This is a genomic window from Chryseobacterium oryzae, from assembly GCF_022811665.1.
Lineage (GTDB): Bacteria > Bacteroidota > Bacteroidia > Flavobacteriales > Weeksellaceae > Chryseobacterium > Chryseobacterium oryzae.
On the sequence record NZ_CP094529.1, the window covers coordinates 991,487 to 1,005,613 of the forward strand.

Sequence of the window (14,127 nt, forward strand, 5' to 3'; positions counted from 1 at the left end):
TCAAATTTAAATTACGATGGGCTTACAAAATACATATCCATTGCACCTTTGCCTTTGGTTTCAATTTTTCCGCGGTACTCAAAAGCGAAATCATCTTTTACCAGTTGGTACGTGGCTTCGGAAATATTCAATTTTCCGGAAGCACTGTTTTGTTCCATTCTTGCAGCGGTATTCACGGTATCTCCCCAAATATCATAGGCAAATTTTTTCACGCCAACAATTCCCGCAATTAAAGGTCCTGAATGAATACCAATCCGGATGTCCAAAGCATTAGGATGCTGTAGTTTACGTTGCTGAATATAAGAAAGAATTTCCAAACTTGCCTTTACGGCATTTTTTGCATGTTCTTTGTTGGAAACAGGTAAACCGCTCACCGCCAAATAGGCATCTCCGATTGTTTTTATTTTCTCCAGACCATGTTTTTCCATAATGCTGTCGAATTCGGTAAAGCAGATATTCAGTTCATTCAAAACTTCCTGTACGCCTATTTTTTCGGAATTTGCAGTAAAATTTACAAAATCTGTAAAGATGACAGAAACTTCGTCAAAATGTTTTGCTCTTGTAGTTCCTTTTTCTTTCAGTTCTTCTGCAACTTCATGAGGAAGGATATTTAATAACAGATTTTCTGATTTTTGCTTTTCTTCTGCGATTTTTTTATTGTCTTTACGCTTTTGGTTGTAAGAATAACCGGCAAAACCAAGCAAAAGAAGCGACAAAGCGGCTCCTATTGCCCACATGTTTTTTTCAGACTTTGAAGTCTCTAACTCTGCTTTGGCAACGGCATCTTTTTTCTCCTGATTTATTTTAGAAATTTCTTTTTCTTTTAAAAACTTCAGATTGGCAGCTTTTTGCTGTTCTTCATATTTTATCTGAATTTCTTTTCGCTTTAAATCTTCCTCCAAAAGCAATCTTCTTCGTTCTTCTTCGGTTTTGGCGGCAGCTTGTTTCTTTTCGTATTCGAATTTCAAAGCTTTGAGCTCTATTTCTTTTTGAAGCTGAAATCTTTTAGTTTGCTCTTGTAATTCTATTTTTGCCTTTTGTTCCTGCAATTCAAAATCTGACTGAGTGTCGGCAAAAGATTTCATTTTTTCTAAGCCATACGTTTCTTCACTTTTTGCATCAAATTTTTTCAGATAAAATAATGCTTTTTCATAATTTCCAAGCTTTTCGTAGGCTTTGTATAACGCCTCATAATTTTGAATGAAGATTTCTGATGCAACAATCGTTTTTTGGTTTTCAAAATAGTCTAAATTTTGAGATTGAAGACGAATGAGATTTTTTAGTTCGTTCTGTTTTTCGAGATTCGTTTTAAAATCGATATTTTCGTCTAATAATCCATTCAGATTAATAAGTCCTTTCTGACATACATAGTAATTATACATCGGATCTTTGTCCGAACTTAATGCTAAAGATTTATTGATTTCGGTTTCAGCTTTTTCATATTTTTTTTGTTTGAAATCTATATCCGAAAGATAATAGTAAATCATTTTTAAGTTGTCGTTCAGTTTGTTTTTTTCAAAATACTGCTTAGAATCTTCCAGGAAACTGCGTGCTTTTTCGTATTGCTTCGTCTCAGAATAAATGTTTCCTATAAACATTTTAGAATTGGCAATTTTAAAGTCGTCTTTACTTTTATTGGCTAGAGTCAAACTTTCGTCAAAATATTTTAATGATTTTCTGAAATCTTTGTTTGAAAGGTAAAATATACCCGCCAAATTATATGCTTGGTATAAATATTCAGGGAAATTTGCTTTGGTGAATTCTATGTAAGTGTTTAAAGACTTGTAACCCTGTACCAGATTTTCTTGTGCAAAATTATTTTGAAATAATCTTTGATAGGCTAAAAGCACCAGTTTTTTATCTTTTATCCTTTTTTGCTGGTCAAGATTTAAAATAAGATTGCAATATTCATTCGCTACTTTAGAATTTTTGTTTATTGAATTTACAGATGCTAGCAAATAGTAATTTAAAGCTCTTTTATCGTAATTTTCAGTTTTATTCAGATATTTTTCGGCTTCAATGAGGTACTTTTCGCTCTCGGATATATTCATTTTTTGGGTGAGAAGATTACCAATGAAAAGATTAGATCTGCCTATTTGTTCGATATTATTTAACTTTTTATAGCTAGATAAACTAATTTTCCCATAGACTAAAGCACTATCTATATTTTTGGTATCAATATAAGTATTGGCTATTTCCTCTGACAGTTTTGCCCGGTCAATATCAATTTTTGCCGCGTTTAATTTGTTTTTTAGACTTGTAATTTCTTTAGAATCCTGAGCATGATAAAAATTGATACCAAAAGAAAAAAGGAATATTAAGAAAAAGAGAGAATATTGCTTCTTCAAGACAGCGGTTTTATTAAGTTTTCACAAAAATAAGAAAAGTTTAACCTCTATAAATAAAAATCCTTCAAAGTTTTAGATTGTGAAGGATTTTTAATCATAAAAAGGTGAAATTTATTAAAAAACAGTTTTAAATTCTAAATAACTAGTATTTTCTTTAATACCGGTTTTTGTAAATTCTTAATGATAATATTCTTCTTTAATTTATTTTTCGTATTTTTAAGATGAAATATTTACCAATTCACCAACATAAAAATAATTATTATGAATAATATAAAATTTGAAATATCTCCTTATCAGGACGAACTGCAACTTTATATAGATGATGAAAAAGTCGGTTTCATGTCAATATCATTGGATGGAAGATTGCTGAATGTGCATTTTACCAAAATAGATGAAAAGTACGAAGGTCATGGTTTTGCCAAACTTCTTTTAGATAAACTGGTAAATTATGCAGAAGAAAAAGATTTATTGATAGATCCGGAGTGCGATTTTGTAAGACAACAGCTGGAAAATCATCCGAAAAGATATAAAGGCATTTGGCACGATTAGTTTTTATTTCCACCAAGCTTCAAATTCATTTTCAGAATTATTTAGATCTAGAATTTCACCAATTTTTGGAGTTAAGATTTTGATGTTTAAACCTTTAGATAAATCGGTTATTTTTTGTAGCGGTTCATTCCAAGGATGTAGAGCCAAAGCAAATTTCCCCGAATGTACAGGAATAATATTTTTTGCATTAATATCTAAACTTGCCTGAACCACATCTTCAGGAAGTGCGTGAATGTATTTCCAAGCTTCATTATACTGCCCATTTTCAAGAATGGCATAATCAAAAGGTCCGAATTTTTCTCCTATATTTTTGAAATGAGCATCATAACCGCTGTCACCGCCCAAAAATATTTTTAAAGATGGAGATTCCAGCACATAAGAAGTCCATAAAGTATTATTTCTGCTGAATTTTCTCCCCGAAAAATGTCTTGCAGGAGTATAAGAAATCCTGAAATTATTTTTAAGTTGAACCGTTGCTCCCCAATCTTCCTCAATAATCTGATTTTCAGAATATCCCCATTTTTCGAAATGAGAACCCACACCAAGAGGTACAATAACTTTATCCACTCTGTTGCGAATTGCCTTTACCGTAGGGTAATCCAAGTGATCGTAATGGTCATGAGTAATCACAAGATAATCAATATTCGGAATGTCTTGTGGTTTAAAAAAATCTGAACCTTCAAAAGCTTTGTTGAATATAGGAAACGGAGAACCATATTTACTCAAAACAGGGTCAATTAAAAAAGAAATACCATCAATTTTCAGAAAATAAGATGAATGTCCTAGCCAAATGAACATATTTTTATCCTGAGGGAGATTTTTAAGATCTGTCTGTATTATTGGAATTGCTTTATTCGGCTTAAGCAAAGGATCTTTCTTTCCGAAAAAAAAATCTTTCATCACTTTCGGCATGGAATAACCTTCGGCAAACTGAGGAGTAAAACTTTGGTTCTGAAATTGTTTATCACGATAGTTTTCAGACTGTAAAATTCTTTCAAGACGTTTACCACTGGGCTTTCCACCAAAAACTTCGGACGAAAGAATGAAATATGCAGAAATTGCTAATACAACTAAAACCGCAAGAAAATAAATCATTTATATTTTTTTTAAAGATAATCAACTTTTTATTCTGACGAATGAATTTCTGTTTTACTTTATTTGAACATCCGAAATGATTAATATTCCATGAATTCGGAATAAGGATTTATAAAACGGAAAGCTATTGTATGTGAAGATAACTTTCAAAATTTAAATAAAGTTTACTACATTCGTTAACAAAAAAACTGACCTTGAAATATTTCTGTATTACGGCTCTCATCCTAATTATGACTTCCTGCAGTTCTGTGAAAAACCATAACGAACAAATGTTGGAAATGATTTCGCCGGAAAATCTCAGAGAAGATGTAGATTTTACCTATTCTAAACTTCAACAGCTTCATCCGAAACTTTATTGGTATATTTCAAAAGAACAACTCGATTTTAAGTTCGACAGTCTTAAAGCTACCATTAATAAACCACTCAATTCTGTTCAGTTTTATTTTAAATTGCAGCCAATCATCGCTCAAATCAAAGAAGGACATCTGTCGCTTAAAATTCCGTCCAGAAGGCTATCAAGAAAAGAAATTAAAACTTTAAAAAACAAAAAAGGTCTTTTTGGGAGATTCGAATACCGAATAGAAAATAATCATCTCTACTTTACGGAGAATAAAGATTCTATTAAAAATATTGTACCCGGAACCGAACTGCTTGAAATAAATAATGAACCTGTATCCAAATATATAAAAAAATACAGTGCACTTATTAATAGTGATGGGGATAATAGGACTTTTCAGCGGTATTTTCTCAGTGATACTTTTTTTAATTTTTATGTAGCCGAAAAAGGGATTTTAGACAGTGCAAAAATAAAAACTCTTTATAATAAAGAAGTAAAACTCATCACATTAAAAAGAGATGTTAAAAATGAAAAAGAACTGGCAAAAGAGAAAATAGATTCTAAAAGAACACCCGAAAAAAAGGTGAACGATTATGTAGCATTCAGCAATTCTTACAATAGAAGTTTCAGATTTTTAGATAAAGACAGCGCAATTGCTTATATCAAGATTAAAAGTTTTTCCGGAACTTATTCTGAGAAATTTTACAAACAGACATTTTCAGAAATAAAAAAAGCACGTTCCTCTTATCTGATTATTGATATCAGAGATAATTATGGAGGTTCTCTATCAGAAATTAACGATTTGTATTCGTATCTTGTTCAACAACCTTTTGTACTCATAAAACCATCTCAACTTACCTCAAGAATGAGTCCTTTCAGAACCAATTATTTCCGAAAAACAAATCCTATTAATTATACTTTCAAGACATTTGCTTATCCCGGATTCTTCTTTCATCATTTATTGAGTGTTTATAAAGGTAAAGATGGAATTTCCTATTATAAAATGAAAGAAAGTAAGCCTACAAAGCCAAAAGAAGATTGTTTTAAGGGAAAAATATATGTTTTGATTAATGGCAGCAGCTTTTCGGCTTCCTCAGTTTTCTCATCAAAACTGAAGAATGACGAAAGGGCTGTTTTGGTAGGAGAGGAAACTGGCGGAGCCAATGACGGAACTGTTGCCGGATTTTATTCTTACCAAAAACTTCCTCATTCTAAGATAGAACTGCCTATCGGTTTGCTTTTAGTACAGCCCAATATAAATTTCGAAGAAAAGCATAGAGGAGTATTCCCGAATTTTCCGGTTATAGAAAGTTTACAGGATATTATTGACAAAAAGGATGTTCAGTTGCAATGGATTTTAAATAAAATTTCTGCGGATAAAAACTAAAACATTATTTAATTCCCTTTGTATTGGTTTCCAAAGTATATACCGAATTTGAAGCCGTAATAAAAAGGATATTGTTTTTTTCTCCTCCGAAAGTTACATTTGCCGTCCATTTTTCGGGAACTTTAATGTGGTGAATTTTTTCTCCTTTACGGTTAAAAACGGTAACGCCATCACCTGTAAGGTAAAGATTTCCTTGTTCATCAAGAGTCATTCCATCTGAGCCCATTTCACAGAAGAGCTTTTTTTCTGAAAGTTTTCCTTCCCCTAAAATATCATAAACGTATGTTTTATTGGCATCAATATCAGAAACATAAAGTTTTTTTAAAATTTGGCTGCCAATAATTCCGTTGGGTTGAACAAATTTTTCAAGCCTTGATATTTTACCGTTTTTATTACGGTAATACAGGTGTTTTTCTGGGATTTCAACTTTGAAATCAGTCCAGTATTCTCGGTTGTACAAAGGATCTGTAAAATACATTCCGCCCAATTCATCAATCCAAAGATCATTGGGACCGTTCAGTCTTTTTCCTTCAAAACCTTTAGATAAAATTTCTACAGATTTATCTTTGCCGATTTTCCATATTTCTCCTTTGTTATCGGAACAGGTAATAAGATTGTCGTTTTTATCGAAAAAAGTACCATTCGCACGACCTGTTTTGTCTAAAAATAATTCGATTTTATCTGTTTTCCAGTCCCAAAAATATATTTTATCGTTGGGCTGATCTGTGAAATAAACGTTTCCCGATTTGTCTGTTGCAGGTCCTTCCGTAAAACTGAACTGGTTTGAAATTAATTTTGGCTCAGCATTTTCTTTAAACATGTTTTTATATTTTGTTGATTGGCAACTGAATAATACCAAAACCAAACCAATAAAAGACAAAACTTTTCCGTTATTCATTTCATAAAATTTAATGCCAGACAATTTACGATTTGTGATGTAGTTTCAAAAATTTTATCTTTGAATTTTCAGGATTTAATGTAATGAAGACAAATTTACCCGACAAACTGTATTATTCTATAGGAGAAGTAGCCAAAGCATTCGATGTAAATACTTCATTAATAAGATATTGGGAGCAGGAGTTTCCTATTATTAAACCTAAGAAAAATAAAAAAGGCAACCGCTATTTTACTCCGGAAGACATTAAAAATTTCAAAATTATTTACCATTTGGTAAAAGAAAAGGGATACACGTTGGATGGAGCAAGAATTGCACTCACTACAAACAGTAAAATTTCTGAAACCGTTACCCTTATAGACCGACTAGAATTTGTAAAGGCAGAACTTCTCAAACTTAAAGATTCTTTGGTAGAGAAAGATCAGGATTAGTATTTTTTCATTAAAATTTTTATTTTTTTTAAATCCGATTCAATTATTTTTTATCTTTAATGTAATAAAAACACACTAAAGATGAGAAATAATTATTACCGTAAAATGGCAATTCTTGGAGTTTCTTTCCTTACTTTGCTTGCTTTTAAAAAATATACGGACGATAAGGAAAGCAAATTTCCTGAAATAAGTTTTGTAGAAGATGCTTCCTCCAATATCATTTTGTCCGAATTCAATCCTAATGATTTAGACTCTGAAGAATGGCAGAAATTGGGATTTTCTGAGAATCAGAGCCGAACAATTTTAAAATATAAAGATATTGTCGGAGGAAATTTTATTTCCAAAGAACAATTCAGGAAATGTTTTGCTGTTTCTAAAGAAAAATATGCTCAGCTTGAACCCTTTTTACTGCTTCCGGAAAGTGGAAAATCTACATCTAATTTCAGTAACAGTTTTGCAGATAAAAAATCTCTTACAATCAGCGGAAAATTCAATCCGGATCATTTTTCCGAAGCCGATTGGCGTAAAATGGGCTTTTCTGAAAAACAGTCTGCTGCAATTATAAAATACAAAGATTATTTGGGTGGAAGTTTTGTAAGCAAAGAAAAATTTAAGGACTGTTTCATTATTAATGATGAAAACTATAAAAAACTGGAGCCTTTTCTTATTCTGCCGGGTAAAACTCCTGCCAATTTTAATTCTTACGCTTCAAAATCTGCATCAAATATTCGTTTAGAGCCATTTAATCCTAATTCTTTGGATGTTAAAGGTTGGATGGGTTTAGGATTTTCCGAAAAACAGGCAACTGTAATTGTTAATTACCGCGACAGAAATCTCAAAGGAAATTTCAGAAGTTTGGATGATATTAAAAACTGCTTTGTGATTTCTAAAGAGAAATTCGATGTGCTGAAAAGTTTTATCAAACTAGATCCTTCAACAATAAATAATAAACCTTTAGCAAAGACAGAACTGAAACAGGAAAAAACAGATTTTTCTAAAACAGATATGAATTCTATCACTTTTAAGCAGCTTTTGGAATTCGGGTTGGATGAAAAAAGTGCAGGTTCTATGATTGGTTTTCGTAAAAAGCTTGGCGGATTCATGACAAAAGAACAAATTCTGGAAACCTATAATATTGATAAAGAACTGGTGCAGAAACTTTTAAGCATCGCTCCTTTGGACAATTCAAAAGTGGAAAGATATACTCTAATAGATGCACCCGAAGATTGGCTGAAAAATCATCCTTACTTTAAATATTCTGCCGACAAAATTATCTATTACCGAATAAGCAATCCCGATGACCGTAAAATTTGGAAGTTATTGAAAACCAAGCCAGAATACGAAGCGAGAATGAAACTTTATCTGAAATAATAGCATTAGGACAGAGTGGTGATGAATTCGGGCGACAAAGCAATAACCCCTTCGGTTAAATTTTCAGGATGAGCAGTAAAACCTTTCAGTTTTGAAGTTTTTCCTTTAATAACCAGATCCATCAACTGTTTTTCTGAAAGCTTTTTTCCGAAAATTTCAAAAGAGATTTTAAAACCACAATTTTTAAAATCGGAACAACCTACCGCTGTTTTGCCTTTCATTAAATGATGATTTTGGCATTTAGGGCATTGGGTTTCTTCCCAAGTTTGCTGTTCTTTTTTTACAGCAGGTTCTCGCTTTTTCTTTTCTTTAGGTTCCGTTTTTTTTTCTTCTAAAGTGATAACTTTGCCTTTACCATCGACTACCTTTTTTGTAAGTTCGGTAACCATTTGGATAAGTTCGTCTTTAAATTGGTTGGCTTCGTATTCTCCTTTTTCTATTTTGCGGAGTTTAAGTTCCCATTCTCCCGTAAGTTCCGGGCTTTTAAGTAACTCATCCTCAATAGTATCAATTAGCTGTATTCCTGTAGGTGTTGCAATGAGAATTTTTCTTTTTTTCTCAATATATTTCCTTTTAAAAAGAGTTTCGATAATATTGGCACGGGTAGAAGGTCTTCCTATTCCGTTATTTTTCATCATTTCACGAAGTTCTTCATCATCCACTTGCTTTCCTGCGGTTTCCATGGCTCTTAGAAGGGTGGCTTCTGTATAAGGTTTTGGTGGAGATGTTTTTCCCTGATGAATGATAGGATCATGCGGTCCTGTTTCTCCTGCTACAAATTCTGGGATGGTCTGTTCTTCTTCCTTATCTTTTTCTGATGTTTCTTCTTTTGGTTCTTTTGCGTAAACTGCTCTCCAACCCGGTTCCAGAATTTGTTTTCCGCTGGTTTTAAAAGGTATAGTTCCTACTTTTGCCTCTACAAGAGTATTAGATATTTTACATTCAGGATAAAAAACCGAAATAAATCTTTTGGCAATTAAATCATAAATCAGTTTTTCTTCTCTGCTTAAATTCTGTGAAGGCGGTATTTCGGTAGGAATAATCGCATGGTGATCGGTAACTTTAGTATCGTCAAAAACCGCTTTAGACTTAGGAATAGGAGCTTGAAGCAAAGGAGCTATCAGTTCCTGATAAAATTTCATGTTCCTTAGAATTCCTTCTATTTTAGGATATAGACTTTCAGATAAATAAGTGGTATCTACACGGGGATAAGTAACGTGTTTCTTTTCGTAAAGGCTTTGGATATAATTTAAAGTATTTTCTGCAGAATATCCGTATTTTTTGTTGGCTTCTACTTGAAGTCCCGTCAAATCGAAAAGTCGGGGATTTTTTTCTTTTCCTTCTTTAATTTCGAACGAAACAATCTCAAAAGGATTTTGTTTTAAATATTCCAGTCCTTTTTCTGCACGATCTAAACTTTTCAGTCTGTCTATTGCGGCGTTAAAAATAACTTCACGGTATTTGGTTTTGAGTTCCCAATATTCCTCAGTAGTAAAAGCATCAATTTCTTTCTGACGCTGAACTAGCATTGCAAGAGTAGGGGTCTGAACTCTTCCAATAGAAAGTACAGCTTTGTTTCCACCAAATTTTTTAGTGAAAAGACGTGTTGCATTTATTCCCAAAAGCCAATCTCCAATAGCCCTTGCATTTCCTGCAAGATATAGATTTTTATAATCTTCGGCGGGTTTTAAACTGGCAAATCCTTCTTTTATAGCTTCTTCCGTAAGAGAAGAAATCCATAATCTTTTTATCGGTTTGTTGCATTTCGATTTCTGTAAAACCCATCTTTGGATGAGTTCTCCTTCTTGTCCGGCATCCCCGCAATTAATAACTTCATCACATTCTGCAACTAATTTTTCGATTACTTTAAATTGGTTTTCTACGCCTTTATTGGAAATAAGCTTAATTCCGAAATTGTTAGGAATGATGGGGAGCAGAAAAAGATTCCAAGATTTGTATTGCGGCCCATAGTCGTGCGGTTCTTTCAAGGTACAGAGATGCCCGAAAGTCCATGTAACACAATATCCGTTTCCTTCCATGTATCCCTGTTTAGGCATGGTAGCTCCTAAAACTTTGGCAATATCTTTGGCAACGCTGGGTTTTTCGGCAATACAAAGTTTCATGAATAATGAGATTATTGGAAGGGCTGCAAAATTCGGGATTTTTTTTGAATTTGAATATCCTTTTTAGATTTTTATATAGTTAAAAAAGAAGTTAATCAGATTTAGAAATACCTCTTCAAATACTTAAATTTTTTGTCTTTTAAACTATTTAATTTATTTTTGCCTAAACTATAAATAATGAAAAAAACAAGATTTCTATTCGTTGCCATCATCACGTTGGCTTTTCAGTTAGTAAGTGCTCAGAAAGAAGCAAAACCCGCAAGAGAGGTTTTCGATCTCTATTTTAATTCTTGGGTTAAAAATGATGCAACAGCACAAAAAGCACTTAACGATTACCAAAGACCCACTGTTGAGGGACAAGATATGTATCAGTTCGATCCCAGCCTAATGTCTGAAAATGATAACGCTATGGTTGATAATTTTTTGTCTATGTTTTCTAAAGCCACTGCATCTGCCAATAAAGCTGAAACAAAAGCTTATTTTGATGCAATGCTGCATAATTTCAGAAATCCAGTGTACAAATTGAAATCTGTAAAGATGGTGGATAATGAATACGTCGAAAACCAAAAAATTGCTCACTATGTTTATGATGTAACTTTCAAAGTTCCGGAGCAATTAAATGATGAAGAAAAAAAACAGTTCGATTTTAAAAATCCAAAAACCGTTAAACCAGAATTATTAAAGAAGCTTTTGGTAACAATGACTGATAAACTAAAAAATGCTTCCCGTACGATTACTACAGAACAAGAGTTTGATCTTTATGCAGGTGAACAAGATGGTAAAACCTATTATTACAATGGAGATCCGTCCGCATTGGTAACGAATCTTACAGACTTTTATTTCGACAATGTTAATATCTCAGGACAGCAATAGTTATTTCTTCATGAAGTTACTAAGATAAAAAAAGCCTTGTACAATTTTGTGCAAGGCTTTTTTATTATTTTAAATTGCTTTTTTATCCGTTAGTTCGGCTTCAAAAACATCGGTAAAATGTTTTTTAATTTTAGTTTTAATGCTTTCCATTTCTTCAGCACTAAGCTCTCTTTCCAATTCTCTTTTTAGAGAAGTTACCTGTTTATCTTTAATTCCACAAGGGATAATGTATTCGAAGTAACGCATATCTGTATTTACATTCAGGGCAAAACCATGTAATGTTACCCAACGGGAAGCTTTTACCCCCATTGCACAGATTTTTCTCGCGTAAGGTTTTCCAACATCCAGCCAAACACCGGTTTCTCCTTCGGATCTTTCTCCTTTCAATCCGAATTCTGCGATGGTACGAATAATAACTTCTTCCAAATTCCTCATATACTTATGGATGTCTGTGAAGAAATTTTCAAGATCCAGAATAGGGTAGCCTACAATTTGTCCGTATCCGTGGTAAGTAATATCTCCGCCTCGGTTTACTTTTACAAATGTTGCATCAATTTCCTTTAGTTTATCTATTCCTGCGAGCATATTTTCTTCGTGTCCACTTTTTCCTAAAGTATAAACATGCGGATGTTCTACCAAAAGAAAATGATTGGGAGTTATGATGTGATCCTCTTCAGGAAGATCGCGGTTTTTTATTTTAAGATCGATAATATTTTTCATCAGCGACTCCTGATAATCCCAGGATGACTGATATTCTCTTGTTCCTAAATCTTCAAATTCTACTATTTTATTTTGATGTGTGTTCATAAGCGATTTCGATAGTACAAATTTAGCGTTTTTTAACCGTTCTTAAATTCATTAATATCATTAAGTAGTATTTATCTAAAGTGTAGATTCTCAAATGTATAATTCATAAATATTTTGATGAATCAATCTAAAAGAAAATTACGGATGATGGTTTTTCCCTGTGGAGTCAGGATGCTTTCCGGGTGAAACTGTACCCCAAAAACAGGATATTCTCTATGCTGAAGTGCCATAATCATCCCATTTTCGTCATCGGCAGTTATTTCCAGCTCTTGGGGGAAATTTTCTCGGTTTACTACCCAACTGTGATATCTTCCGGCTTCAAATTTATCAGGGATATTTCTGAAAAGTTGAGAATCTTTCTTTAAAATATGGGTAGGAGTAGAGACACCGTGAAAAATTTGGCTAAGGTTCATTAAACTTCCACCAAATGCTTCAGCAATTGCCTGTTGACCTAAGCAAACCCCTAAAATACTTTTTTTAGAAGCATATTTTTTTATCAGTTCCAGCAAAATTCCGGCTTCGGAGGGGATTCCGGGACCGGGAGAAAGAATGATTTTATCAAATTCCTCAATTTCCGGGAGTTGTATGGAGTCATTTTTGGCAACCGTAACAGTTTTACCCACAATCTGTTCCACCATCTGAACAAGATTATAGGTAAAGCTGTCGTAATTGTCTAGAACTAAAATTTTCATCGTTCAATTTGGATGCGAATTTATAAAATAGCAATCAATTTTTTATATACTATTTTGCAACGTTATTCTTCTACATTTTTCAGTCCCATCAAAAGGTTATAGGCACCTTTCGTAACAAATTTTTGGTTCATTAGATTAGGATTTAGCATAAAAATTTCTGTTCTTCCATTTTCAGAATTACCAATTTTCACCTCTGTCATTTTGTAAGTTTTTGGCTTAATCTGTTGGAAAATATATTGTTTGCTTTCCCAGGTAATAACTGCATCATCAGGAACGGTATTGCCAGTTTCACTATGGGTTTCTATTTCTGCATTCATGTACGTTCCGGGGATTAGATTTTTATCATAATCTATAAAATGACAATGTATGATAACGCTTCTGTCCGGCTGAAAATCTTTACCGATTAGAATAATTTTAGCAGCGTATTTCTTGTCGGGATTCTGATTGGTGTAGGCATAAACCATTTGTCCTACAGAAATTTTGTTCAGATCTTTCTCAAAAACCGTAAGAGCCAAGTGAACATCGTCGGTATTTACGATTTCGAAAAGTTTATCCGTAGGCGAAACATATTGCCCGATTTTCACGTTTACACTGGAAATATAACCCGAAACCGGCGAAGAAACAGAAATACTTCTTCTGATATTTCCGGCATTTAGATTTTCGGGATTAATGCCCATTGTTCTTAGTTTTTCTGCCATTCCCCGCATCATAATATTCTGGTTTTGAGCTTCTGTTTGAGCTTGCTGCATTACTTTATCGGAGGAAGCTTTACTCTTGTTAAGGTCGCTTTGTCTGCTGTAATCTTTTTTAGCATAGCTCAAATTAGATTTTGCCAAAAGATAATCCTGTTGTAGTTGCACAATTTGTGGATCTTCTAAAATTGCAAGAGTTTGTCCTTTATTTACATGCATTCCGGGCATAAATTTGGTGAATTTTACATAGCCTCCGCTTGGTGAAGAAACACTTGCCAGATTCTGTGGAGGTACATCTACCGTTCCGTTGATGGTAATTTTTGCCGAGATTTCTTCTTTACCTAAAATTCCGGTTTCTATTCCAGCATTTTTCATCTGAGCATCATTTAAAGTAATCTGGTTTTCGGCAGCTACAGTTTCGAATTTTTCTTTTTTTACCTCTTCCTTTCCACAAGAAAAGATGAGAAATAGGGTTGATAATAAGAATATATTTTTCATTGTAATCTTAAATTTTTTTAAAGACAGTT

At 33.1% G+C, this 14,127-nt stretch carries 12 protein-coding genes; 5 read left to right on the top strand and 7 right to left on the bottom strand.

Features of this window, described 5'->3' with window-relative positions; all coding sequences use genetic code 11:
• Positions 1-11: 11 nt before the first annotated feature.
• A complete protein-coding gene (locus MTP08_RS04600; RefSeq protein ID WP_243577236.1) occupies positions 12-2,348 on the bottom strand; it encodes an adenylate/guanylate cyclase domain-containing protein in 2,337 nt (778 codons plus the stop codon).
• Positions 2,349-2,609: 261 nt separating this feature from the next.
• Here MTP08_RS04600 and MTP08_RS04605 point away from each other — a divergent pair, with 261 nt between their 5' ends.
• Positions 2,610-2,897, top strand: coding sequence for a GNAT family N-acetyltransferase (locus MTP08_RS04605; RefSeq protein ID WP_243577237.1), 288 nt, complete (start codon positions 2,610-2,612; stop codon positions 2,895-2,897).
• A gap of 3 nt (positions 2,898-2,900) precedes the next feature.
• On the opposite strand, the gene MTP08_RS04610 is transcribed toward MTP08_RS04605, so the two are convergent.
• Complete coding sequence (locus MTP08_RS04610; protein WP_243577238.1) at positions 2,901-3,992, bottom strand: MBL fold metallo-hydrolase; 1,092 nt, start codon at positions 3,990-3,992, stop codon at positions 2,901-2,903.
• 230 nt (positions 3,993-4,222) lie between these two features.
• Between MTP08_RS04610 and MTP08_RS04615 the strand changes: the two genes are divergently transcribed.
• The gene (locus MTP08_RS04615) at positions 4,223-5,716 is read left to right on the top strand and encodes a S41 family peptidase (protein WP_243577239.1); all 1,494 of its coding nucleotides are present in this window, start codon (positions 4,223-4,225) and stop codon (positions 5,714-5,716) included.
• 4 nt (positions 5,717-5,720) lie between these two features.
• Here MTP08_RS04615 and MTP08_RS04620 read toward each other — a convergent pair whose 3' ends face one another.
• Positions 5,721-6,614: an SMP-30/gluconolactonase/LRE family protein gene (locus tag MTP08_RS04620; protein ID WP_243577240.1), complete on the bottom strand. Its 894-nt coding sequence runs from the start codon at positions 6,612-6,614 to the stop codon at positions 5,721-5,723.
• An 83-nt stretch (positions 6,615-6,697) separates the two neighbouring features.
• On the opposite strand from MTP08_RS04620, the gene MTP08_RS04625 reads away from it, so the two are divergent.
• Positions 6,698-7,042, top strand: a complete 345-nt coding sequence (locus tag MTP08_RS04625; RefSeq protein WP_243577241.1) for a MerR family transcriptional regulator — start codon at positions 6,698-6,700, stop codon at positions 7,040-7,042.
• Between the two features lie 81 nt (positions 7,043-7,123).
• Complete coding sequence (locus MTP08_RS04630; RefSeq protein ID WP_243577242.1) at positions 7,124-8,413, top strand: hypothetical protein; 1,290 nt, start codon at positions 7,124-7,126, stop codon at positions 8,411-8,413.
• Between the two features lie 5 nt (positions 8,414-8,418).
• On the opposite strand, the gene MTP08_RS04635 is transcribed toward MTP08_RS04630, so the two are convergent.
• Positions 8,419-10,536, bottom strand: a complete 2,118-nt coding sequence (locus MTP08_RS04635; RefSeq protein WP_243577243.1) for a type IA DNA topoisomerase — start codon at positions 10,534-10,536, stop codon at positions 8,419-8,421.
• A 177-nt stretch (positions 10,537-10,713) separates the two neighbouring features.
• Here MTP08_RS04635 and MTP08_RS04640 point away from each other — a divergent pair, with 177 nt between their 5' ends.
• Positions 10,714-11,409 carry a hypothetical protein gene (locus tag MTP08_RS04640; RefSeq protein ID WP_243577244.1) on the top strand — a complete coding sequence of 232 codons (696 nt, stop codon included), beginning with the start codon at positions 10,714-10,716 and terminating at the stop codon, positions 11,407-11,409.
• Positions 11,410-11,478: 69 nt separating this feature from the next.
• On the opposite strand, the gene lipB is transcribed toward MTP08_RS04640, so the two are convergent.
• From lipB to MTP08_RS04655, 3 genes are all read right to left on the bottom strand, one after another.
• Positions 11,479-12,216 carry a lipoyl(octanoyl) transferase LipB gene (lipB, locus tag MTP08_RS04645; RefSeq protein WP_209389684.1) on the bottom strand — a complete coding sequence of 246 codons (738 nt, stop codon included), beginning with the start codon at positions 12,214-12,216 and terminating at the stop codon, positions 11,479-11,481.
• Between the two features lie 122 nt (positions 12,217-12,338).
• Positions 12,339-12,908 (bottom strand): anthranilate synthase component II, encoded by a 570-nt coding sequence (locus MTP08_RS04650; RefSeq protein WP_243577245.1) that lies wholly within the window; start codon positions 12,906-12,908, stop codon positions 12,339-12,341.
• A gap of 62 nt (positions 12,909-12,970) precedes the next feature.
• Complete coding sequence (locus MTP08_RS04655; RefSeq protein ID WP_243577246.1) at positions 12,971-14,098, bottom strand: efflux RND transporter periplasmic adaptor subunit; 1,128 nt, start codon at positions 14,096-14,098, stop codon at positions 12,971-12,973.
• Between the last annotated feature and the right edge of the window lie 29 nt (positions 14,099-14,127).

Excerpts from the sequence above, each read along its gene's own strand:
- MTP08_RS04605 (WP_243577237.1), top strand. The coding sequence starts at position 2,610 with ATGAATAATATAAAATTTGAAATATCTCCTTATCAGGACGAACTGCAA.
- MTP08_RS04610 (WP_243577238.1), bottom strand. The coding sequence starts at position 3,992 with ATGATTTATTTTCTTGCGGTTTTAGTTGTATTAGCAATTTCTGCATAT.
- MTP08_RS04615 (WP_243577239.1), top strand. The coding sequence starts at position 4,223 with ATGACTTCCTGCAGTTCTGTGAAAAACCATAACGAACAAATGTTGGAA.
- MTP08_RS04620 (WP_243577240.1), bottom strand. The coding sequence starts at position 6,614 with ATGAATAACGGAAAAGTTTTGTCTTTTATTGGTTTGGTTTTGGTATTA.
- MTP08_RS04625 (WP_243577241.1), top strand. The coding sequence starts at position 6,698 with ATGAAGACAAATTTACCCGACAAACTGTATTATTCTATAGGAGAAGTA.
- MTP08_RS04630 (WP_243577242.1), top strand. The coding sequence starts at position 7,124 with ATGAGAAATAATTATTACCGTAAAATGGCAATTCTTGGAGTTTCTTTC.
- MTP08_RS04635 (WP_243577243.1), bottom strand. The coding sequence starts at position 10,536 with ATGAAACTTTGTATTGCCGAAAAACCCAGCGTTGCCAAAGATATTGCC.
- MTP08_RS04640 (WP_243577244.1), top strand. The coding sequence starts at position 10,714 with ATGAAAAAAACAAGATTTCTATTCGTTGCCATCATCACGTTGGCTTTT.
- lipB (WP_209389684.1), bottom strand. The coding sequence starts at position 12,216 with ATGAACACACATCAAAATAAAATAGTAGAATTTGAAGATTTAGGAACA.
- MTP08_RS04650 (WP_243577245.1), bottom strand. The coding sequence starts at position 12,908 with ATGAAAATTTTAGTTCTAGACAATTACGACAGCTTTACCTATAATCTT.
- MTP08_RS04655 (WP_243577246.1), bottom strand. The coding sequence starts at position 14,098 with ATGAAAAATATATTCTTATTATCAACCCTATTTCTCATCTTTTCTTGT.